Below are 21,284 nucleotides of genomic sequence, written 5' to 3' on the forward strand. Positions count from 1 at the left end.
ACACCCGGATCTCCAACGCCAGTTCCTCTCCGACCATCCGGCCCCCCATCACCACGACGGGGCACCCTAGACCTGGGTCAGATTCCAACCGGCGACCGGGTCAGATTCACTCCGGCGGCAACAGCAGCAACGGGCCCACCACGCCTGGAGGCTGCCCGACGGCACGACCTGGCGGCGGATCGCCTGATCCATGAGCGCCGATGATGACGCGATCGGTGCTGACGGCTACGTCCGGCTACGGTGCTACGTGCCGCTGCGGGACACCACCTTCTTCAGCCTGTTCTGCTCAGAACCCAGAGGCTGCGGCCGCGTCGCGAGCTCCTCTACCGGCCGCGCCATTTCCCTCATGGGAGAGGATGGAAACCGGACCACCGAGGAGTTCGCGGCACGGCTGCGCTGTGCCGCGTGCGGCAACCGCCGGATCGACGTCAGGGTCTCGATCGATCCTCGAACACACGAGACGAGAAGGCGCGAAGGCCTCCTGTCTGAGGTGTGTGACGAGGATCCCGCCTCCGCCAGTTCCTCACTGTCCGAGCCATGAGCAAATCAGATGAGGAGGCGGCACCGAAGCCGCCGCGGCGCGTCAGCTATGTCTGCGCGCCCTGTGCCAGGGCGAATGGCGGCGTCTGGCCAGCGGGGCACATGGCGACGTGGTCGGAGGACACCTGCGATGCCTGTGGGGTGCTGACCGGCGTTGCCTCGACGGGCGACTGGAACTGGCCCTTTGGCCTCCCCGCTGGTTGGTCCTCGGGAATGAGGGACTGAACCGTGGGCCCTCTCGAGGACGACGATACCGCCGAAATCACGCCAGAGGAGGGAGCGGCAGGCCTGAGAGCGGCCCTGCGCCTCCTGGAGCATTGGCAGGCCACGCCGGCCCAGGTTCAGGCCCTCCTGGGCGCCCCAGACGCTGAGACCGTCGAGGCCTGGCGGCAGGACGACCTTGGCGCAGGCCTTCCGCCCGAGACCGTTCTGCGGCTGGGCATCCTCCTCGGCATCCACCGGGGCACGCGCGCCCTCTTCTCGGACCCTGTCAGGGGTCATGCCTGGATGCGGACCCCGAGCGCCCTCTTTGACGGCCAGAGCGCCCTCGAGCGCATGGCCCAGGGATCGATCGAGGACCTTATCGCCGTCCTTGGTTACCTGACGGCCGAGGCCCAGTGAGGCCCCGCCATTTGCCCCCTCGTGGGCCCTTGGCGGTGTCAGGCGTGACCTGGGCGCAGCGCTGGAAGCGCGCCTTCGCGGCGGTGCTCACCTTGCAAGACCCGGATCAGCGGCAATCCAGGCGGCTGCGCTTCCATCAGGACCCGCACCCCGATCACCTGGTGCTCTGCTTCGTCGACATGGACCGGCCTGCCCCTCCGCCCTACGCGGCGATGCCGGTCTTCCGGATGGCCGAGCGGGCCGACATCGAGCGGGCGCTGGAGTTCGGGCGGGCGAGCGCCAGTGGCGGCCGCCTGCTGGTCCACTGCAATGTCGGAGTTGGCCGCTCGCCCGCTGTCGCCCTGGCCATCATCGCGGATCGGCTCGGGCCCGGGCGTGAGAGGGAGGCGCTCGACGAGCTCATCCGGATCCGGCCGCAATCCGTCCCGAACCTGCACGTCCTGGCCCTCGCGGACGCCATTCTCGGCCGTGACGTCGCGCTAGTTCGGACCGTCCTGGAATGGGAGCGGGACAGGCCAGAGAACACGGCGAGGCGCCGGGACAACCGCGCCGCTCACCTCGCCTACTATGGCGTACCGCTCAGTGCAGATGATTGAGGTCGGGACGGGTGCCAGAGCTGAAAGAGGGGGGGACCTCAGTCCGTGGGGAAAACACCCTTCGGGACCAATCCCTTTCTGGCCAGCAGGCGCTCGCCAAACTCATCCTCACCCACCTGGCTCGGTCGCGAGTACGGCGGCGGCAGCTTGCCCTCATCGAGCCAGCTATCCAGAACCCGGATCAGCAGTTGCTTGGTGCCGACCCCGTTCCACTGCCCGGGCAGATCGGCCGGCCCGTTCTCGAGCGAGAAGAGGGTGCCCTTCTCGTTCGAGTGGATGGTCGCGCCCCGATAGGTCCAGGACGGGCCTCCATGCTTGCCCTGCTGGGCAAGCAGCTTCGGCTCGGGGCGGGGCGCCGGGGACGGCGCATCAGGGATCAGGTCAGGCATCAGAGACTTTCAGAATTACAGCCGGTCAGAACATAGGCCAGGGGCCGGATGCCAGCCGTACAAATCGGACTCTGAGATGCCGGGGGCATCCTCGTCAGCGCCAAGCTGCGCGTAGAACTCCACCTGTGCCGCAGCCGGCTGCTGCATCGCTGCACCGAGTTGAGAGAAGTAACTGCCAGTCTCAGCCTCGCTGAAGTCGTCGATCGTGATCTCTCCCGCCAGAGCGCGGCGGATACGGTCCTGCGACACGCTGGTTATGGTCTCTCCGGAGGTCGGCTTGGTATCGTCCATGGTGTCTGACCTCCACTTTCGGTGTAGAACAACACTGACAGTGACTAGATCCAGCCTGAACTCAATGGAACTATAGAGTGCATGCCACGCACCCGCTTCGTTTTCTCGCCAGATGAAGGGACCGATTGGGTGTGGCGCGAGCACCCATACTTTTTTGGCTTCCTTATAGCACCTATCGCCGCTGTGATAGGATCAGTGCCTTTCTTGCTTCTCGCGTTTCACAGCCTCACGCCTATCGCGGTAGGTTGGTTCATCAAACTCAGTCTCCTCGTCGGGACACCGTTCGCGCTTGTTGTTACGGCTTGGCTCCTTCCATTTGCGCTCCGCCGTGGAGCGCCCGGCCCCTTACTTCCTATCGTCGGTGCGTTCAGCGGATTCATCGTGACCATGCCACTCGGGGCATTTCTCTATGTCTCCGGGACGTTCAGCGGGCTGATCGCCGGAGCCATCTTCTGGTGGGCTATTGGCCGTAGCCCCACCAAATCGCTGTTGTGATCCGCCCTACCTGCAGGAGAGCGCCCATGGCGACGGTCAGATTGCGGCGACACGGTAACTCGGTCGGGATCATCTTTCCCGCCGAAACACGCATCCGCATGGGCCTAGAGGCCGGCCAGGAGCTTACCCTGATTGAGCTGTCCGACGGCGTGAAGCTGGTCAGGCGCAGTGTCGCACTGGAACGCCAGCTACAACTCGCCCGCGAGGTGCTCCGGGAGCAAGCGGACGCCCTGCAGGAGTTGCAAGACCAGAACAGTCGGACGTGATCAACTTCCTCGCCTTCACGGCCTTGTCCGTAAGCGAGACGAGAGGCCAGGAGCGATGAAAAGGTCAGGCATCACGCTTGACTTCGAGGTGACGCATCGGGTCGTGGGTGAGTACCACGTGTTCTTCGTCCCCAAGGAGGTTCCGGAGGCGCGTGGGGCCGGGCTGATCGTCTCCGACAAGGACCAGATCAGGGCCATGGGCCTCTTCGAGGTGGCGATGGCAACCGCTAGGCGGCACGGCAAGGTGCCCCAGAGCGCCCGCTGGCACCTCCATGCTGACTAAGAGGAACGGATGTCCCGAGAATGGACCCCTCCCCGAACTGCGCCCCGATATAGGGCACGCCCTGAGCGTGCGCGTTCCTGTGGTTTGCCAGGCGGAGGTGGTATGGTCGGGCAGCCTCGGAGCAGTGGCCGCTTGGTCACGATGTGCGGGCTGGCCCTCGTGCTCTCGGCTTGTTCTCCGTCTTACGAATGGATGTGGATACGCCTGTCAGACTCAGACCGGCAGATCATGGTTCCCACGCAGATCGCGCGGTCGAGCCTCAAGGAGTGTGTGACCGCGTTTGACCCCGATCGCGCTGACGATGTCGACTTGAGTTATGTTGTGCTTCGCAGCCCAGACCCCAGGAGACAGGCTGTGGCCGCGTGCATGCGCGAGAGAAACATGCGGCAGATGCGCTCGAACCCAATGTACATGCCCTAGAGGGTGTTACGGACCACGCGGGCGGGCTTCCACTGGGAGGGGCATAGTCAAAAAGATGCATGATTGGTCACTGTTGTCCGTGACCGTCGATTGGACGAGCGGACAGGCCCGTCTAGACCTTCAATCTCCCTCGGGGCTGCGCACTCTTCGAGCAATCAAACTTCGTGAACTTCATATCCCTCGTAATCACGACTGGGGATCCAGTGTCTCAATCAACATCGTCACAGGGCCTGATGTAAGAACAGACGGACTGTGTTGTTTGAGTGTAGAGATGCAGTCTGGTGATACGATCAAGGTGATTGCTGGATCTTTTGAAATGCCGGAGCAGTGAAGACGCTCGCATCGGTATGACTTGAGGTTTGGTCCGTAACACGCTCTAAGTGAAAGCTTGAAAATTCAAAGATAAGCGACCCTGCGAAGCAGGAGGGTGCCCATGGTGACGTGGATCATTACTTCGGAGCTCGCTGATGTGCTCGCCCACTTCCCCGATCACCCAGCATCCCGCCTCGATGAACTTCTGCCCTGGAAATTTGGAAGTGTCAGTTGACTAGTAAGGGATGTTCCATACCAATCTTTTAAGGACCTTTAGGTTTGAGGACGCATCTGGCCAGGATAGCCGCCGCGCTCATTCTGATTATGGCGACGCCATCTAAGTTTGAAGCACTCGCTCAACAGGAGTGGATTGCCATGCAAACAGAAGCAAGAGGAATCATCTTACAAATACCTCGCGATTTTATTCATCTTCGGGGCAGCGACGGGACCATTGAGCTAGGCATCGACATCAAATCGTTTCGGCCGCTTGCGCTACTTGGCATCTCGCAACAGGTGTTCTGGGAGCGTGGTGGCAGAGTCCGGGTCAATCTATCCGAACCTTTTTCCGGAGCGGCGAGCGTACAGAATGCTCTCCGCTTCAGCCGGGACATTGGAAGAGTGCAAACTCTTCACGCTGCTGAGCAGTTGGATGACACTACCAACCGCCAAGTCCCACAGGGGCTCATCTATTATCCTGGGCGGCTTCTTCCGAGCGCGAGCGACGTCAGGCTCCGTCGAGTTCGAACCCGCGACTTATTCTTGCTTCATGAGCCGGCCGGATTTGATTCACAATCGGGCGAAGGTTTGCCAGAGTTTATAGAATGTGCCGTCCAATATGAGGAGAAGAATGAGAACAAGCCAGTTCCTTGTGAATGGTACCGGGTCTTTCGTGGCCTATTCATTCGGTTGACTATTGATCGCCACCATCTGCATCGCTGGAGAGAGATTCGCCACGAGATAGAAGAGCTTTTATCTTCCTTCGTTGTGAATGCCAGAGATTGGGCGCTTCCGCCAACGGCGAGATCGAACGCCGCTATACCGGAGCCGAAGTTAATCTATAACAACTCTGATTAGGAGCCGTCTAAGCGGCAGCTTACACCCTTTGAATGGGCACAACTTGCTGATGTGTAATCGAGTCTGTGCAAGACTGAAGTGCCCTATGTCGGCGTGCCTGGGCGACAAGCGTGCAGGCCTTGTGCCTACTGCAGTTTGTGGGCTTGGCCAGATGCTGGTGCGAAGGCTACAGCGCGCTCCACGGCGGTTCCAGCGAGCGCCATTTGTCGTCCGACAGCATTGCCGTTACCCATCCAGCAATCGCGATAGATGAGCAATCGCTTCGTAGAACTTTTGCGGTCCCGGCTCCTGGGTGGCTTACTTGGGCCGATGCCTACGGAAGCTCCTCCAGGCCACATATACTCCGGGCATGATGAAGGACGACATGCCGAGGGAAAGCGCGATCAAGGCTTCGGACCTTCTGACGTAAATTCCTGGCCCTGCTGCTCGGGACAGAGAGAGGGGCTCCGTGTGCCCAGTCGCGGAGTCAGGGGTAACAGGCGAGTGGAAGCTCAGAATGAACCACCATCCACAGTAGAGCATGACACCCAAGAGAAGGAGCAGGAATGCCGTTAAGGCTTCCTCACGTTGCCAGCGATCCATAGATCCGTGGTGCTGACGTCCGAGTAGGTCACCGCGCCTTTCATCTGGGATGCCGGTCCAAGAGGAAGATGAGGTGGGCGGCCGAGAGGAATCGTCCTTCATTGCTGATACACTACAATCTGCCTCACCGACCGTGCCACGAGTGCCTCTTCTCATCCAGTTCACGGACGAGTTGCCTCATCAGGCGCGGGAAGTAGGACCAGGATAAGCTCTAACAGGGCCAGTACAGATTATGGCGACGGTGCTGGCCTTCTCCCTCATGAAGCAGCGTCCAAGGACCTCTTCTCTGGGAAATCTCTTGGGGGCGTCGGGAAACACGCGGCGTCCGGCTACATCTTGCGACGGTCCGCCTTGCCCGAAAACATCAAGATCTGGGCCGCTCAGAACGGGCGCTCGCCAGAGGCAGAAGCCCGGCTCATCCTTGAGGATGCGGTCAGCCCTACGAGGACCGAGTTGGTGGATCGAAAAGACGGTGATGCTCAGGTCAACGAGTTGCAGGCTGCGCCTGGCCCAAGGTCTCGCTGAGGAGCCGTCGGCGGCCGTACTGGACAGCCGCACACTTCAAGGCCGCGGAAAGCGGCCCTTCAGGCCTGCATATATGAAGTAGAACTGCGCTCCACGGAGGACGTTATCGAGCAGACTTGCGGCTCCCAGAGGATCCTGATGCATCTTCCCCGCAATCAGGATCGTGACGCCCGCGGCGAGGGTGGGAACGACCGGCGGAAGCGCTGCGCTACCCCGATCGACTGACAGCAGGCGCCCAACGGCGAACGCCGGTCCGAAGGACAGAAGGTGCCCCAGCACCCGCGCATAGGGGAGACCGAATGCTGTTCCCCAGCCAGGCACCGCGATCAGTTCCGCCGCGGCTCTGCAAATCCAGTAGAGCGCGAGACCCAGCCCCGCGATGACAAAGCAGCGGATCCAGGTCCCGGTCGAATACTCGACGGGATCGACAGCATGGGGATTGGGGCGAAAGTCACGCATTCGGACCTGCGGCTGCTCTCCGGCTGCGATGTGATGCTCGATACCCGCGCTTCACTCCTCGCCGAAGCATTCTCACATGAACTGTGCTGTTTGCGAATGCACGGAGTGGATCCATGCTGGCCAACATGAGGCGTTTCCAGGCTCTGGATCTAGCTGCGGACGGGCGTCGCGCCAGGAGGTTGTTCTCTGCCGCGCTCATGTCTGACACGAAGTGGCGGAGGCTGTTCGAAGCCGTCCAGAGCGGGCGCGGCGACCTGAAACGGATGACGGTCAAGTTCATCAACATGGACGAACCGCGACCAATGCGGTTTCCGCCAAGCCTCGAAGTGCCGCGTCCGTATGTGGACACGATCGAGTTCGGACCTATCGCCCTCCGCTCGATTGAATGGATCGAGTTTGCTGGCGACCTCACCGGCATGCTCCAGTCTATCGGCCGTTTCCCGACTGAGATTCGCGAGGGACGCACCCGGGTGGTCGGCTATACTCACCGCTCTGCGTCAGTGAGATAACGACCCGTCCCTTCGGAGCTGACCGGCAGGACTCAGGCTCTGGCGCCGACATCATGCGGCGCCGCACCCTGCCCGAAAACATTTCTTTTCGGGCAGGGTAACGGCGTGCTTGATTTCAAACGTGAAATCCCGCTCAAAAACCCCTGCCCGAAATTGCCTGCCTGAAATCCCCGTCCCGGATGGGCCGGAGCGGGCCCAGACCCTCGACTTGCTGCCCGATGCACCTCCTGGCCCTCGGATCATCGGTTACGTCCGGGTCTCGACCGCTGACCAGTCCATCGACCTGCAGCGGAACGCCCTTATCGCCGCCGGCGCCGCAGTCATTCATGCCGACGAAGGGATCTCAGGAGCCGCCCCCGACCGGCCCGGCCTCCTGACCGCTCTGCAGGACCTCCGGCCCGGGGACATGCTGACCGTCTGGAAGCTGGACCGCCTGGGCCGCACCGCGATCGACAGCCTGTCTGCATCCCGCGAGGCTGAGGCCTCGTAGACGCCGCGTGTATCGGAGGCCCCATCGCCGCTGATCATCCCGATCCGCTCAGCCCTCGGCACCTGGGCCAGCAGGCCCGGCACGATCTCACCATCCCCGTGCCGGTGGTCCGTCATCTCGACCGCCCTGACCTCGTGGCTGTCCGCATCGATCACCAGATGGACCTTGTGCTAGACCCGGTGCTTGTCGGCCCCGTGCTTTCTGACCTTCCACTCGCCCTCGCCGAGCACCTTCGACCCTGTACTGTCGATCACGAGGTGCAGTGGGCCACCTCGGGCACGGTAGGGGATCGTGACCGTCAGATCCCTCTGACGCCGCGAGAGCGTGCTAGTGCGGCACTCTCCAGTCCAGGCCAGCGATGCCGATCACGCTTCCCGCCATCCCCTGGGCCGCCCGCAATGGGAGCTGGAAGAGAACCGTCAGCATCAGCACCGCCTGGATCGCCGCATCCGTGAAGACCCGCGGCCGGCCCCGCCGGCCCGTGCCCTTCACCCCGTGCCAGACCAGATCGGGCGAGATCCAGACTGTCAGGTCACCGCGCGCTACCAGCGCCCGATCGTACTCCCGCCAGTTCCGCGTCCGGTACCGCCGCCGCGGCCGGCTACCACCCGAACCAACCTCTACCTTGGCTCCCTCCAGCGCTGATTATCGCAACAACGCCAAATAGAGGTGTCCGCGCGCTACCTTCCAGCGTAGCTAGGCCGACGTTGAGCATGCCACCAGAAAGAGACTCCTGCCGTTAATCTTTAAGAAACCCAGTATGATAGCATGTCGCCGTTAACAGCTGGAGGCGGCAGAAACAGGACTCGGTCGGCATCCTGCATCAGCGCGCAAATTCATTGATATCTTACGGCCTTTCGGGTCTTGAGATAATCAAGACCCGAAAACCAAACCAGGTTACTTGCCACGGTCTAATCTCGATTCATCCAGCGCGCGGGCACTAACTCGCCGGGGGCCCTGCTTGCGCATGGACGCGGGCACGAATTTTGGTTGATGCTCCCGAATGTCGTCGCGAGACACCCAGTCACCGATAGCTGCTCGGGCCTCCCGAAGAACTTCATCTTGGTTTGGGTACGGCTTTTCAGCTGCCTTCCAGTGCCCTGCGTGATCACGGAACCATTCAAAGAGAATCTTCGTTGCACTGGATGGGCGAGGTGGCCTCTTCGCCGGCGCGCTCGGTGGTCCGTCAGGCTGGTGGAGCTTCACCGCAGCCCCGCGCACCAGAGCCAACTCCTCGGGCGTGAAGACACGGACCTGAACTAGTGACTTGCCGCCGGGGTCGACTGGCGCCGCGCTATCATCTCCGAGCCTGAAACGCCATTGCTCGAGTAGGGCTCCGCTGACCTCCTCGTAGTGCCCCGAAGGAGAGGCTGGAGGCGTGATGCCGGCGATCACCAGCTTGCCGTGGTAGGCTGCGTCCAAGACTGGAGTGAGCAGCGAGTGCTCCACATCGCGGGTGAGTAGCCGTCCCGCCAAGCTAAAAAGCACCTCGAAAGACTGTCTGCCAAACATGTCTAGGACAGCGGCGCTGAGGGTCCGACCGGGGACGCTCTGTTGGTCTTTATGCGTGAACCGCAAAAACTGGAGGCGTGTAAGGCTCCTGCCCGTTAGCTGGAGCAGAACGTCGCTGGGGCTCCTGGGGTCCAGAGCTCCGTAGTCTAGGATCAAGGGACGATCACCCTCGACCTCCTGATCTCCACGTAGCAAGACAGGCCTGAACCGGCGGAGCTTTGCCCAATTCTCGTCGGACGGGTTTCTTCGGAAGGCGTCCACCTCTGCCGTCAACAGGATCTCGTACCGCTTCCCGTCCGGGGCGAGGTCAATCTGGAACGGGCACAGCGCCGGACCGCCATCAAGGTCGGTCGACGAGGGAATCCGCAGATCTGGTTGCCGCATCTGCTTCCGCTACGCTTCCGGCGGTTAGCGCCGTCATCGAACGGACGAAGCTAACTTCTTGAAAAGAATGGCGGACCCGATACGATTCGAACGTACGACCTTTGCCTTCGGAGGGCAACGCTCTATCCAGCTGAGCTACGGGTCCGTGCCCTCTCCTTACAGCACACTGTCGCCGGGGGAAACCCCCCGGCGACAGGCACCGCATCACGCCACCACTGGGAGGGTCGAGGGCCCGGCCGCCATGGCCAGGGCAGCCTGCCTTGCATCGTCTACCCGCCTGGTCCACCCGCGCCCGAACTGCCCGAAAGAGGAAAGGCCGCGATAGTAGGCGAGCCTTTCCTCCGCCAGGCGGGCGATCAGCTCCGGAGCCCGGCATGCGCCGGCCGCGGCGAGGGTGATTGGCCCCACGGCGCCATCCGCCGCGACGCCCAGGCAGCGCTGCAGCATGCGCAGGCTGCGCCGCGGCCCGGCATTCACCCCGAAATCGAACACCATCAGGTCGATCCCGGCCGGCAGCTCGGCGCAGCGCATCGGGTTCCAGTACAGGGCTCGATAGATCTCCCGCGCCTCCGCCCGGGTCAGGGCTCGCACATCGTCCACGGTCACATCGGCCTCGCGGAACTCGGCCAGGGTGCGCCGGGTGATACCCATATTCGTCGCGCCGCCCGGATCCGCGGGGTGGTTCACGAAGCCGCCCTCGGCCCGCAGCACCCATTCCAGGCAGGCCTCGAGCCGCGCTTCGCCGGCGGAAGCGGCGCCGGCGCCCAGTGAGACAGGCCGGATTGCCGCCTCCGCCCGCACCGGCACGGCGCGGGAACTCGCCATCGCAACCTGCGCCTGTTGCAGCTGCGTCCGGGCCTGGGCCTCCTGCAGCCGCCCCACGATCGCATCCTTGTCGCGGGAGGATTGGGAGGACCCGATCCAGAAATTCACCACTGCCGCGAAAGCCGCGCCCAGCGAGCCGACCGTGATGTTGATGATGGAGGCCACCTGCGGATCAAACCGGGCCCCGCCGCCCGGCCCCGGATCCAGCGTCACCAGCAGGACCAGCACGGCGAAGAAGCCCAGCACCACCAGAGTGGAAACGGTGGCTGGCCCCCAGGCCAGGCGGCTGCCGCCACGCAGCATCTCCACCATGCTCGCGCGGGCTGCCTGGGTGTCCGAAAGCACGGCGCGGAGCCTCTCCAGCTCCGCCTGACGCTGCCCGGCCTCGCGATCCGCCAGAAGCCGCTCCCCCTCCAGCGCGATCTCGGCCAGACGGATGCGCAACGCCTCTGCCTTTGCCGGATCAGCGGCCAGGGCGGCGCGGGCGGTGGCCGGGTCCTCGGTGCCCGTGGCCTGGCGCACGGCCTCGGCCACGGTCCCGGCAACGGCACCCGCACGGTCCCCCGCGATCAGGCGCATGATCTCCGGCGCCAGGGAGGCCGCGAGGGCGAGGATGGGTAAGCCCATGGATGGATTCCTGCCAAAGAACGAAGCAGGAATGTATACGCAACGATTATAGGAATACAAGCCTTTTCGTCGCGACCGCCTTGTTCACCGGCCCAGGAAAGGCTCATTCTGTCGCCCCGCCCGAAGGTGCCCTTCCGATGAACGAGATGTCCCTCCCACGTCCGAACAACCTCGACTCATTCTGGATGCCGTATTCTGACAACCGGTACTTCAAGCAGAACCCCCGCATGCTCGCCCGTGCGGAGGGCATGTCCTACTACACGCCGGAAGGGCGTGAGGTGCTGGACGGCACGGCGGGCCTCTGGTGCTGCAATGCCGGCCACGGCCGCCGCGAGATCACCGAGGCCATCCAGAAGCAGGCCGCGCTGATGGATTTCGCCCCCACCTTCCAGCTCGGCCATCCCATCGCCTTCGAGGCGGCGGCGCGCGTGGCGGAGATGACGCCGGCGGGCCTCGACAAGGTCTTCTTCACCAATTCGGGCAGCGAAAGCGCGGACACCGCGCTGAAAATCGCCCTCGCCTACCAGAGGGCCCGCGGCCAGTCCCAGCGCGTGCGCCTCATCGGGCGGGAGCGCGGCTACCACGGCGTGGGCTTCGGCGGCATGTCCGTCGGCGGCATCGGCGGCAACCGCAAGCAGTTCGGCGCCATGCTCCCCTATGTGGACCATCTGCCGCACACGCATGACCTGAAGCGCAATGCCTTCACCAAGGGCCAGCCGGAGCACGGCACTGAGCTGGCGGACCGTCTGGAGGACCTCGTCACCCTCCATGGCGACACCATCGCCGCCGTGATGGTGGAGCCCGTGGCCGGCTCCACCGGCGTGCTGGTGCCGCCCACGGGCTATCTGCAGCGCCTGCGCGAGATCTGCGACAGGCACGGCATCCTGCTGATCTTCGACGAGGTGATCACCGGCTTCGGCCGCATCGGCGCCGATTTCGGCGCAGAGCGCCTGGGCGTGACGCCGGATATCATGACGATGGCGAAGGGCCTGACCAACGCCGCCGTGCCCATGGGGGCGGTCGCCACCTCGAACGAGATCTTCGACACGGTGGTGAACAGCTCGCCGGCGGGGATCGAGCTGTTCCATGGCTACACCTATTCCGGCCATCCGCTCGCGGCCGCCGCGGCCATCGCCACCCTCGGCCTGCACCGGGAAGAGGACCTGCCCGGCCGCGCCCGCGCCATGGAGCCCTATTGGGAGGAGGCGACGCACTCCCTCCGCAGCGCGCCGGGCGTGATGGACATCCGCAATTTCGGCCTGATCGCCGGCATCGAGCTGACCCCGCGCGAGGGCAAGCCCGGCGCCCGCGCCATGGACGTGTTCCGCAAGTGCTTCGATGACGGGGTGCTCATCCGCGTCACCGGCGACATCGTGGCCCTCTCCCCGCCGCTGATCGTGGAGAAGCCGCATGTGGACCGGATCATCGGGACGCTCAGCGACGCGATCCACGCCATCGCCTGATGGACGAACCGGCCGGGGCCACCGCCCCGGCCGTTTTTGTTTCTGGGGTCCGCCAGCACGGGGGGTCGAAGCGTTGCACCGGATATCCGCATTGGTGGTTGCCCTGGCCGCAACCCTCGCCACCACCACGGCGGAGGCGCAGACCCTGACCTTCGGCAACAACGCCACGGTCACCAGCCTGGACCCGCATTTCTACACGGCCACGCCGAATGTCGAGGTGACGCGCCAGATCTTCGATGGCCTCACCACGCTCCGGGCGGATGGCAGCATCGGCCCGGGCCTTGCCACATCCTGGCGCTCCGTTGGCCCGGAAGTGTGGGAGTTCCACCTGCGGCCCGAGGCTCGGTTCCATGACGGCACGCCCTTCACCGCCGAGGACGTGGCCTTCACCATCGACCGCGTGCCGAACGTGCCGAACTCGCCCGGCTCTTTCGTCATCTTCACCTCCAGCATCGCGCGGGTGGAGGTGGTGGACCCCCATACGGTCCGCCTGCACACCAAGGGGCCGGACCCGCTGGTGCCCGCCAATCTCTCCTGGGTGGGAATGCTCAGCCGCAGCATCCACGGCAACGCCACGACACAGGGCTTCAACGACGGCACGCTCGCCATCGGCACGGGCGCCTATCGCTACGTCTCCTACGCCCCTGGGGAGCGCGTGGAGCTGGCGCGCAACGACACCTGGTGGGGCCCGCGCCCGCATTACGAGCGCGCGGTGAACCGCACCATCCGCAATGCCGGCGCCCGCTCCGCCGCGCTGCTCTCGGGCGATGTGGACGTGATCAACGGCGTGCCCACCGCCGATCTCGCGCGGCTGCGCGCCGATCCCCGCATCACCGTGGCAGAGACGGTAGGGCTGCGCATCGTCTATCTCGGCCTGGATACGCTGCGCGACGAAACGCCCTTCATCACCGGCCCGGATGGTGAGAAGCCCGCCACCTCTCCCTTGCGCGATGCGCGCGTGCGCCGCGCCCTCTCCCTGGCGATCGACCGCGCGGCGCTGGCCGAGCGCGTGATGGAGGGCTCCGCCGTTCCCTCGGCCCAGGTCGTGCGCGAGGGGCTGAGCGGCCATGTGCCGGGGCTGGTGCCGGTGCATGATCCGAATGCCGCGCGCCGCCTGCTGGCCGAAGCAGGCTACCCGCAGGGCTTCCGAATCACCCTGCACGGGCCCAATGACCGTTACCCGAATGATGCGCGGGTGCTGCAGGCCATTGGCCAGATGTGGCAGCGCGTGGGGGTGCAGACCACGGTGGAGGCCCTGCCCTGGGCCAGCTATTCCGGGCGCCAGGGCAGGCGGGAATTCTCCGCCTATCTCCTCGGCGGCACTGCCGCGACCAGCGAGGCCTCCTACCCCCTCCGCTCCATCCTGAACCTGCGCGACGCGGCACGCACCAACCGCCGCTACGCCAATCCCGAATTCGAGGCGGTGCTGGACGAGGCCGGCCGCACCGCCGATCCCGCTGCGCGCGAGCCCTTGCTGCAACGCGCCGTGCGGATGGCGATGGAGGATGTCGCCATCGCGCCGCTCTATATCCAGAAGGCCATCTTCGCCGCGCGCCGCGGGCTGCAATTCGAGCCGCGCGTGGACGAGGTGCTGGATGTCGCCGCCGTCAGGCCGGCGCCATAGGCCAGAAGCCCAGGGGAGACGACAGCACAGCATGACCGGCACGAGGGACGGCGCGATCGCGCGCGCGCAAGGGGATTTCGACACCGGCCGCTTCGTGGAGCGGCTGGCGAGGCTGGTGGCCGTGCCGACCGAGAGCCACCCGCCCCAGCGCAAGCCGGAACTGGAGCGCTACTGCCACGAGGTGCTCGGCCCCATGGTCGCCGAGCTCGGCTTCGGGACGCAGGTGCTGGACAATCCCGACCCCATCCATGGCCCCGTGCTGGTCGCGACGCGGATCGAGGACCCCGCCTTCCCCACCGTGCTCTTCTACGGCCACGGCGACGTGGTGCGCGCCATGCCGGAGCGCTGGCGCCAGGGGCTGGATCCCTGGACCCTGAAGGTGGAGGGCGACCGGATCTACGGGCGCGGCACGGTGGACAACAAGGGCCAGCACCTGCTGGGCATCGACGCCATGGCCGCGGTGATGGCCGAGCGCGGCGGCCGCCTTGGCTTCAACGTGAAGATCATGGTCGAAACGGGCGAGGAAGCCGGCTCGCCCGGCCTGCTGCCCTTCATCCGCCAGCACAAGGACCTGCTCGCCGCCGATGTCTTCATCGCGCTGGACGGACCGCGCGTCTCGCGGGAGGTGCCGGACGTCACGCTCGGCACCCGCGGCGGCATCGCCATGGACCTGGTGGTGAACCTGCGGGAAGGCGGGCACCATTCCGGCCATTGGGGCGGGCTGCTCAAGGATGCGGGCGTCATCCTCGCCCATGCCATCGCCAGCATCATCTCGCGCGATGGCCGCATCCTCGTGCCGGGCTGGACCCCCGCCTCGGTGCCGGAGGCGGTGCAGGCCGCCGCGAAGGCCGTTCGGGCCGAGGTGCTGCCCGGCGCCCCCGTGCCGGAGCCGGATTGGGGCGAGCCGGGCCTCAGCGCCTCCGAGCGGATCTATGCCTGGAGCAGCGCCATCGTGCTCGCCAGCATCTCCGGCCAGCCGGAATCGCCGGTGAACGCCGTGGGCGGCGCCGCCCGCGCCCGCATCCAGCTCCGCCACACGGTGGATGTGGAGGGGGACAGCGTGGTGCCCGCCCTGCGCGCCCATCTCGCCGCCCAGGGCTTCCATGAGGTGGAGGTGGTGCCGGTGACGGAGCGGGACATGTTCCAGGCCTCCCGCACGGATCCGAACGATCCCTGGGTCCGCGCCATCGCGGAATCCTTCGGCCGAACGGCCGGGCAGGCCCCGAACATCATCCCGAATATCGGCGCCTCCGGCCCCTCCGAGTTCTTCCGGCGGGAACTGGGCACGCCGGTGATCTGGATCCCCCATTCCTATGGAGGCTGCGGCCAGCACGGGCCGGATGAGCACGGGCTGGGCACGCTGTTCCGGGACGGGCTGGGGCTGATGGCCGGGCTCTGGTGGGATCTGGGGGAGAAGGGCAGGCCGACCTAGCCCGGCGCAACCGGCGCCAGGGGCGGGTCAGCCCCCCGGGCTCGCCCGTCCCTCCCCCCATGGTCCGGCCTGGGGAGGATACCATATAACGCCCCGAACCTGCCCCTCCCTCCCCCGAGGCGACCCCTATGTCCGAAACCGCCCCCACTCCCGTCACCGTCCTCACCGGCTATCTCGGCGCCGGCAAGACCACCCTGCTCAACCGCATCCTGACCGAGAACCACGGCCGCAAATTCGCGGTGGTGATCAACGAGTTCGGCGAGATGGGCGTGGACCAGGACCTCGTCATCGATGCGGACGAGGAAGTGTTCGAGATGAACAACGGCTGCATCTGCTGCACCGTGCGCGGAGACCTGATCCGCATCATCGGCGGGCTGATGCGCCGCAAGGACAAGTTCGACGGCATCATCGTCGAGACCACCGGCCTGGCGAACCCCGCCCCGGTCGCGCAGACCTTCTTCGTCGATGAGGATGTGAAGCGCGCGACCCGGCTGGACGCCATCGTGACGGTGGTCGACGCCAAGCACCTCCTCACCCGCCTGGGCGACAGCCCGGAAGCTGAGGAGCAGGTGGCCTTCGCCGACATCATCGTGCTGAACAAGATGGACCTGGTGAGCACCGAGGAGGCCGATGAGGTCGAGCGCCGCATACGCGCCATCAACCCGACCGTCGAGATCCGCCGCACCACCCGGTCCGAGGTGCCGCTGGACGCCGTGATCGGGCGCGATTCCTTCAACCTTGAGCGCATCCTGGCGCGGGAGCCCGAATTCCTCTCGGGCGATGACGACCACAGCCATGACAGCGCCGTGCAGTCCGTCTCCTTCGAGCTGGACCGCCCCGTGGACCCGGAGAAGTTCAACGCCTGGATCGGCGAGCTGCTCCAGACCAAGGGCCAGGACCTGCTGCGCACCAAGGGCATCCTGCACTACAAGGGCGATGATCGCCGCTTCGCCTTCCAGGCCGTGCACATGATCGCCGACGGCGACTACATCGGGAACTGGAAGGAGGGCGATCCGCGCAAGTCGCGCATCGTCTTCATCGGCCGCGACCTGAACCGCCCCAAGCTGCGCCGCGGCTTCGAATCCACGGCGGCCTGAGCATGTCGGGCGTCGCGGAAGCGGATTTCCTGCTGGACCAGCGCGGCACCGGGCGCGAGCTCGGCGCCTGGGTGGTGGATGTGGCCTTCGGGCGAGAAGGCCGTTCCTTCGGCTTCGCGCTTTCCGATGGCAGCGTCCATCTCGCCACCCCATCCGACCATGCGGCGGAATGGCGCCGCCTGGAGCTGCATGACGGCGCCGGGCTCGCCATGGTGCCGGATGCGACGGACGGGCTTCTTTCCGGCGGCGACGACGGCAAGCTCATCCGCCTCACGCCGGATGGCGAGGCGGAGACCGTCGCGGATTTCGGCATGATGAAGTGGGTGAGCCATATCGCCACCCATTCCTCCGGCCTGCGCGCCGTGGCGGTGGGCAAGCATGTCCATCTTTTCGACGGCAAGGGTGCGAAGCTGAAGGTGCTGGGCCCGCATCCCTCCACCGTCGGCGGTGTGGCCATCGACGCCAAGGGCAAGCGCATCTTCGCCTCCCACTACAACGGCGTCTCCGCCTGGTTCGTCGCGGCGAAGGAGGACAAGCCGCGCGTGCTGGAGTGGAAGGGCAGCCACCACGCCATCGCTGTCTCACCCGATGGGCAGAACGTGGTGACGGGCATGCAGGAGAACGCCTTGCATGGCTGGCGCCTGACCGACAGTCAGCACATGCGCATGTCCGGCTATCCCGCGAAGACCGGCTCCCTCTCCTTCACCGCCAAGGGGCGATGGCTCGCCTCCTCGGGTGCGGATTCCGTGGTTCTCTGGCCTTTCTTCGGCGGCGGTCCCATGGGCAAGGCGCCCACGGAGGTCGCGGGCGGGGACCAGGTGATCTGCACCCGCGTGGCCTGCCATCCGCAGCATGAGGTGGTGGTGGCGGGCTTCCAGGATGGGCTGGTGCTGATGGCGGAGATCGCCTCCGGCAAGGTGGTGCCCGTGGCGGCCCCGGGGCGCGGCGCGGTCTCGGCCCTGGCCTGGAACCCGGCGGGCACCCATCTCGCCTTCGGCACGGAAACCGGCTTCGCCGGGCTTCTTGACTTGGCGAAGCGCTGAGGCGCCCCCAGTCTGGGGCGCATGACGGACCGCATCACCACCCGGCTTCTCTCGATCCCCCGCCTGGGCCTTGGCACGTGGAGGCTTTCCGGTGCCGAGGGCCAGGCGGCGATCGAGTCCGCTCTCTCCCTCGGCTACCGTGCGCTCGACACGGCGGAAATGTATGGCAACGAGGCCGAGGTCGGCGCCGGTCTCCGGGCTTCCGGCCCTCCCCGTTCCGAGGTTTTCGTCACCAGCAAGGTCTGGTGGACACATCTCGGCCCCGGCGAGATCCGTGCGGCCTGCGAGGCATCGCTCCAGCGGCTCGGCACGGACTATGTCGATCTCTATCTTGTGCACTGGCCGGCGCAGGGCATGGACATGCACCAGGTGATGCATGACATGGCCCGGCTGCGCGAGGACGGGCTCGCCCGCGCCATCGGCGTCGCCAACTTCCCGCCCGGCCTGCTGAAGCGCGCGATCGAGACCGGCGTGCCCCTGGCCGCCAACCAGGTGGAATACCACGCCCTTCTCTCGCAGGACCGGCTGCTCGAGATCACGCGAGCGCAAGGGATGGTGCTGACGGCCTATTCGCCCCTGGCCAAGGGGCAGCTCGCCCAGGACCCCAATGTCGCCGCCATTGCGGGCAGCATGGGCGTCAGCGCGGCCCAGCTCGCCCTGGCCTGGCTGCTCCGCCAGGACGGCGTGACGGCCATTCCCAAGGCCGCGCGCCCGGAGAGCCAGCGGGCCAATCTCGTGGCGCTCGATCTCGCCGGAAAGCTGACGAAGGCCGACATGGCGCTCCTCGACGGGCTTCCGAAGGACCAGCGCTTCGTGAACCCCGATTTCGCGCCCGACTGGTCGAACTAGCCTGGTCGAGCCGGGCCGGCCGAACCAGCCGGCCCGCGTCAGGTGTAGCGGACCGGCCGCCCTTCGCCGCGCGGGGTGACACAGAAATGCACGGCCGGGCGCAGCACGGCCTCAGCCTCCAGCGAAGGCGCCTCTTCCACGGCGGGCTCCACCGGGGCGGGGCGCGCCACCGGCGCGCGCTGCCGGGCACTGGCCTGGGTACCGGCCTGGGCACGGGCCCCGCTCCGCTGGCCTGCCCGGCGCTCCGCGCGGATCTTGCGGGAGAAAATGGTGGCGTTCGAGGCAATCGGCGCGGCCGCGTCGCACATCGTCGCATTCACGAAGGCAGGGGTCCCCGAGGCCTGCGCCATGGGCGCAAAAGCCAGGAGCCCGAAGAGAGCGATCGCACCGACTTTCACCATGTAACGACCCCCTCTTTCCATTCCAATCAGAGACTTAACGACACATCTTGCGCCGCCCTCTGCGGAATGAACGCAGGAGTCGGGAAAGCGGTTTCGCGAAGCCGAAGGGCAGGTCAAGCGTTGGGCGGGCAACACCAACCGATAAAATGCGATTGGGCCCCCACGCCATGAGCGACAAACCCTCTGGAATCCCTGGCACTTCGCCCCGGGACGAGGATGACGAGGTGGATCTCGGAATCAGCCTGCGCGCTGTCGCAAATATCATCGACACGGCCCGTGCAGCCGATGAGAGCGACGAGGATGACGAGGAAGGGGACCTCACCGCCGAGGATGCCGCAGATGCGGATTCCAGCGACGAGACCCTGGAGACCCTGATCGACGAGCTGAACGAGGACGAGCAGGCCGCGCTCATCGCCCTCGCCTGGGTCGGGCATGGGGATTACGAGCCCGATGAGTGGGAGGAAGCGCTGAACCTCGCCCGGGAGCGGAACGAGACCGATCCCGCCGGCTATCTCATGGGCATGGAAATGCTGGGGGATCTCCTGGCCGAGGGGCTGGCCGCCTTCGGCATCGTGGTGGAGGAGATCGAGCGCTGAGGCCCCGCACGGGGCCGGCGCTTCAGCCGAAGACCGGCCCCGGCAGCCCCGCGATCTCGCGCACCATCTTGCGGCGCACCGCATTGCCGAAGGACGCGAAATCCTCGGCCGCGATCAGGAAGGCGCCCTCGCCCCCGATGACGGAGTCCCGGTAATACTGGTCCAGCGGCACGGGCGAGGGCCGGCCGAAGGTCGGGCGATCATTGATGATGGGCAGGCCGTTGATGGTCACGCCCTCTGCCACCACCCGGTCCCGCACGGCTTCGACCGGCAGGCCGCTGTTGTTCACGCCGTCGCCCGAGACATCGATCACCCGCCGGGTCCCCTCGAAAGGGGATTCCGAAAGGGTTCGCATCGAAAAATCCAGCCCGCCGGAGATCGATGTCCAGGACAGCGCAACGCGCGGCGCCCGCGCCAACGTCGCCGCCCAGCCCTCCGCTTCCACCGGGCTGCCGATGCGGGTCCATGGGATGACAAGACGCTGGTAGTCCGACCCGGCCCATTCGACATAGGCCACCGCGATGGCCCCGAGCATCCCGGCCCGGATCGCCTCGATGATGCGCGGATCGGTCATTGCGCTGCGATAGCCCTCGCGCTGCAGGCGGGCCTCGTCGTCATCGATGGAGCGGGACACATCGACGGCCAGGACCAACAGCAGGTCAACCGCGCCCTCGGCGCGTGAAGGCAGCGCGGGCAGCATGGCGGCACCGCTCGCCGCCAGAAGGGACCGTCGCCGCATGAAGCATGCCCTCGCGCCCGTGCTGGGGCATTACATGAGGCGAACCCGGCAGGCCGCAACGGTTTTGTCATGCTGCACGCTTTTGTCAGCCGGGCAGCATCACCCCCGGCAGCGTGGCGGGGTCCTGCACCCATCCACCCTCGGCGGGGCGCAGCAGCGGCGTGGCGAAGGCGGCGCAGACCGGCACATCCACGGGCCAGGAGGCCAGCCAGCGGTTTCCCTGCGCCATCGCCACAGCCAGCCCCACGGGCCGCACCCCCGCGCGCTCCAGCAGGGCCAGTCCCGCCAGGGCGGAACTGCCGGTGCTGATCACGTCATCCACCAGCAGCACCCGCCGCGCGGAAAGCCGCGGCAGGATGCGCGGGTCCAGCCAGATCCGCCGCTCCCCCGGCGTGGTGGAGGAGGAAACCGGCGTGGAAAGCCGCTCCTCGTACCAGCGCTTGCGCGAGTAGCCCGCGGCCACCCAGTTCGGATGCCCCAGCGCCTCGGCCACCAGCGGCGCCACCGCATGGCCGAGCACGGGCAGGCCGCAGACCATTTCCGCCCCCAGCGGCCGGGCCGCTTCCGCCACCCACTCCGCCAGCCGGCGCAGAACGGCGAAGGAGGCCTGGTTCAGGATCAGCCCGGCCACGGCCAGCCTGCCATAGTCCCGAAGGGGCAGCCGCAGGGCCGTACCGTCGGGCATCGGGGCCGCCATGCTCTCCCGGTGCGGCCCCGCATCCGGGACCGGCTCAAATCTCTGCCAGAACTCCATCTCTTCGCGATTGGCATGAGCTGGGATAGTGGTCCAGCCTCAGCAGGGCCCCATACCCGGGGGAATCCGCCGCGCCCTCCCTCCGG

At 66.0% G+C, this 21,284-nt stretch carries 25 protein-coding genes, 1 tRNA gene and 2 pseudogenes; 18 read left to right on the forward strand and 10 right to left on the reverse strand.

Annotated elements, in window-relative coordinates; genetic code table 11:
* Positions 1-190 precede the first annotated feature (190 nt).
* The 3 genes from J8J14_RS00005 (at position 191) to J8J14_RS00015 (ending at position 1,757) form a co-directional block, all read left to right on the forward strand.
* Entirely contained in the window at positions 191-541 is a 351-nt protein-coding gene (locus J8J14_RS00005; protein ID WP_209377380.1) for a hypothetical protein, read from the forward strand.
* A 227-nt stretch (positions 542-768) separates the two neighbouring features.
* Complete coding sequence (locus J8J14_RS25575) at positions 769-1,161, forward strand: antitoxin Xre/MbcA/ParS toxin-binding domain-containing protein (RefSeq protein WP_209377381.1); 393 nt, start codon at positions 769-771, stop codon at positions 1,159-1,161.
* Between the two features lie 44 nt (positions 1,162-1,205).
* Entirely contained in the window at positions 1,206-1,757 is a 552-nt protein-coding gene (locus J8J14_RS00015; protein ID WP_209377382.1) for a dual specificity protein phosphatase family protein, read from the forward strand.
* A 38-nt stretch (positions 1,758-1,795) separates the two neighbouring features.
* On the opposite strand, the gene J8J14_RS00020 is transcribed toward J8J14_RS00015, so the two are convergent.
* The gene (locus J8J14_RS00020; RefSeq protein WP_209377383.1) at positions 1,796-2,146 is read right to left on the reverse strand and encodes a hypothetical protein; all 351 of its coding nucleotides are present in this window, start codon (positions 2,144-2,146) and stop codon (positions 1,796-1,798) included.
* Positions 2,147-2,161: 15 nt separating this feature from the next.
* Positions 2,162-2,437, reverse strand: a complete 276-nt coding sequence (locus J8J14_RS00025) for a hypothetical protein (protein WP_209377384.1) — start codon at positions 2,435-2,437, stop codon at positions 2,162-2,164.
* A gap of 81 nt (positions 2,438-2,518) precedes the next feature.
* Between J8J14_RS00025 and J8J14_RS00030 the strand changes: the two genes are divergently transcribed.
* From J8J14_RS00030 to J8J14_RS25710, 6 genes are all read left to right on the forward strand, one after another.
* Positions 2,519-2,932, forward strand: coding sequence for a hypothetical protein (locus tag J8J14_RS00030; protein WP_209377385.1), 414 nt, complete (start codon positions 2,519-2,521; stop codon positions 2,930-2,932).
* A 26-nt stretch (positions 2,933-2,958) separates the two neighbouring features.
* Entirely contained in the window at positions 2,959-3,198 is a 240-nt protein-coding gene (locus J8J14_RS00035) for an AbrB/MazE/SpoVT family DNA-binding domain-containing protein (protein ID WP_209377386.1), read from the forward strand.
* An 88-nt stretch (positions 3,199-3,286) separates the two neighbouring features.
* Positions 3,287-3,481 (forward strand): hypothetical protein, encoded by a 195-nt coding sequence (locus J8J14_RS00040; RefSeq protein WP_209377387.1) that lies wholly within the window; start codon positions 3,287-3,289, stop codon positions 3,479-3,481.
* A gap of 493 nt (positions 3,482-3,974) precedes the next feature.
* The gene (locus J8J14_RS00045; RefSeq protein ID WP_209377388.1) at positions 3,975-4,232 is read left to right on the forward strand and encodes a hypothetical protein; all 258 of its coding nucleotides are present in this window, start codon (positions 3,975-3,977) and stop codon (positions 4,230-4,232) included.
* A gap of 260 nt (positions 4,233-4,492) precedes the next feature.
* On the forward strand, positions 4,493-5,287 hold the full coding sequence (locus J8J14_RS00050) for a hypothetical protein (protein ID WP_209377389.1): 795 nt from the start codon (positions 4,493-4,495) through the stop codon (positions 5,285-5,287).
* A 933-nt stretch (positions 5,288-6,220) separates the two neighbouring features.
* Entirely contained in the window at positions 6,221-6,394 is a 174-nt protein-coding gene (locus tag J8J14_RS25710; protein WP_408895392.1) for a FitA-like ribbon-helix-helix domain-containing protein, read from the forward strand.
* 36 nt (positions 6,395-6,430) lie between these two features.
* On the opposite strand, the gene J8J14_RS00055 is transcribed toward J8J14_RS25710, so the two are convergent.
* Positions 6,431-6,853 (reverse strand): hypothetical protein, encoded by a 423-nt coding sequence (locus tag J8J14_RS00055; RefSeq protein ID WP_209377390.1) that lies wholly within the window; start codon positions 6,851-6,853, stop codon positions 6,431-6,433.
* A 113-nt stretch (positions 6,854-6,966) separates the two neighbouring features.
* On the opposite strand from J8J14_RS00055, the gene J8J14_RS00060 reads away from it, so the two are divergent.
* A complete protein-coding gene (locus J8J14_RS00060) occupies positions 6,967-7,362 on the forward strand; it encodes a hypothetical protein (RefSeq protein WP_209377391.1) in 396 nt (131 codons plus the stop codon).
* 208 nt (positions 7,363-7,570) lie between these two features.
* Positions 7,571-7,852, forward strand: coding sequence for a recombinase family protein (locus tag J8J14_RS00065; protein ID WP_280842790.1), 282 nt, complete (start codon positions 7,571-7,573; stop codon positions 7,850-7,852).
* Positions 7,853-7,866: 14 nt separating this feature from the next.
* Here the strand turns inward: J8J14_RS00065 and J8J14_RS25715 are convergent.
* From J8J14_RS25715 to J8J14_RS00085, 4 genes and pseudogenes are all read right to left on the reverse strand, one after another.
* Positions 7,867-7,968, reverse strand: a pseudogene (locus J8J14_RS25715) (IS5/IS1182 family transposase); the annotation flags it as partial.
* Positions 7,969-8,022: 54 nt separating this feature from the next.
* A pseudogene (locus tag J8J14_RS25720) lies at positions 8,023-8,344 on the reverse strand (transposase).
* Positions 8,345-9,816: 1,472 nt separating this feature from the next.
* Positions 9,817-9,893 (reverse strand) — tRNA-Arg (locus J8J14_RS00080).
* Positions 9,894-9,952: 59 nt separating this feature from the next.
* Positions 9,953-11,200 carry a glycoside hydrolase family 108 protein gene (locus J8J14_RS00085; protein WP_209377392.1) on the reverse strand — a complete coding sequence of 416 codons (1,248 nt, stop codon included), beginning with the start codon at positions 11,198-11,200 and terminating at the stop codon, positions 9,953-9,955.
* A 137-nt stretch (positions 11,201-11,337) separates the two neighbouring features.
* Here J8J14_RS00085 and J8J14_RS00090 point away from each other — a divergent pair, with 137 nt between their 5' ends.
* The 6 genes from J8J14_RS00090 to J8J14_RS00115 all read left to right on the forward strand — a co-directional run bounded on the left by J8J14_RS00090 (position 11,338) and on the right by J8J14_RS00115 (position 18,708).
* Entirely contained in the window at positions 11,338-12,663 is a 1,326-nt protein-coding gene (locus J8J14_RS00090; protein ID WP_456307498.1) for an aminotransferase class III-fold pyridoxal phosphate-dependent enzyme, read from the forward strand.
* Between the two features lie 94 nt (positions 12,664-12,757).
* Positions 12,758-14,287, forward strand: coding sequence for an ABC transporter substrate-binding protein (locus tag J8J14_RS00095; RefSeq protein WP_342452366.1), 1,530 nt, complete (start codon positions 12,758-12,760; stop codon positions 14,285-14,287).
* A 31-nt stretch (positions 14,288-14,318) separates the two neighbouring features.
* Positions 14,319-15,719 carry a M20/M25/M40 family metallo-hydrolase gene (locus J8J14_RS00100; RefSeq protein ID WP_209377394.1) on the forward strand — a complete coding sequence of 467 codons (1,401 nt, stop codon included), beginning with the start codon at positions 14,319-14,321 and terminating at the stop codon, positions 15,717-15,719.
* Positions 15,720-15,847: 128 nt separating this feature from the next.
* Positions 15,848-16,816 carry a CobW family GTP-binding protein gene (locus J8J14_RS00105; RefSeq protein ID WP_209377395.1) on the forward strand — a complete coding sequence of 323 codons (969 nt, stop codon included), beginning with the start codon at positions 15,848-15,850 and terminating at the stop codon, positions 16,814-16,816.
* 2 nt (positions 16,817-16,818) lie between these two features.
* Positions 16,819-17,859 carry a WD40 repeat domain-containing protein gene (locus tag J8J14_RS00110; RefSeq protein WP_209377396.1) on the forward strand — a complete coding sequence of 347 codons (1,041 nt, stop codon included), beginning with the start codon at positions 16,819-16,821 and terminating at the stop codon, positions 17,857-17,859.
* Between the two features lie 21 nt (positions 17,860-17,880).
* Complete coding sequence (locus tag J8J14_RS00115; protein ID WP_209377397.1) at positions 17,881-18,708, forward strand: aldo/keto reductase; 828 nt, start codon at positions 17,881-17,883, stop codon at positions 18,706-18,708.
* Positions 18,709-18,746: 38 nt separating this feature from the next.
* Here J8J14_RS00115 and J8J14_RS00120 read toward each other — a convergent pair whose 3' ends face one another.
* Positions 18,747-19,109 (reverse strand): hypothetical protein, encoded by a 363-nt coding sequence (locus tag J8J14_RS00120; RefSeq protein ID WP_209377398.1) that lies wholly within the window; start codon positions 19,107-19,109, stop codon positions 18,747-18,749.
* Between the two features lie 167 nt (positions 19,110-19,276).
* Here J8J14_RS00120 and J8J14_RS00125 point away from each other — a divergent pair, with 167 nt between their 5' ends.
* Positions 19,277-19,705, forward strand: a complete 429-nt coding sequence (locus J8J14_RS00125; RefSeq protein ID WP_209377399.1) for a DUF3775 domain-containing protein — start codon at positions 19,277-19,279, stop codon at positions 19,703-19,705.
* A gap of 22 nt (positions 19,706-19,727) precedes the next feature.
* Here J8J14_RS00125 and J8J14_RS00130 read toward each other — a convergent pair whose 3' ends face one another.
* Both J8J14_RS00130 and J8J14_RS00135 read right to left on the reverse strand, forming a co-directional pair.
* Entirely contained in the window at positions 19,728-20,444 is a 717-nt protein-coding gene (locus J8J14_RS00130; RefSeq protein WP_209377400.1) for a DUF1194 domain-containing protein, read from the reverse strand.
* Between the two features lie 85 nt (positions 20,445-20,529).
* On the reverse strand, positions 20,530-21,198 hold the full coding sequence (locus tag J8J14_RS00135; RefSeq protein ID WP_209377401.1) for a phosphoribosyltransferase: 669 nt from the start codon (positions 21,196-21,198) through the stop codon (positions 20,530-20,532).
* Positions 21,199-21,284: the final 86 nt, after the last annotated feature.

Source organism: Pararoseomonas baculiformis, from assembly GCF_017813395.1.
In the GTDB taxonomy this organism is placed as follows: domain Bacteria; phylum Pseudomonadota; class Alphaproteobacteria; order Acetobacterales; family Acetobacteraceae; genus Roseomonas; species Roseomonas baculiformis.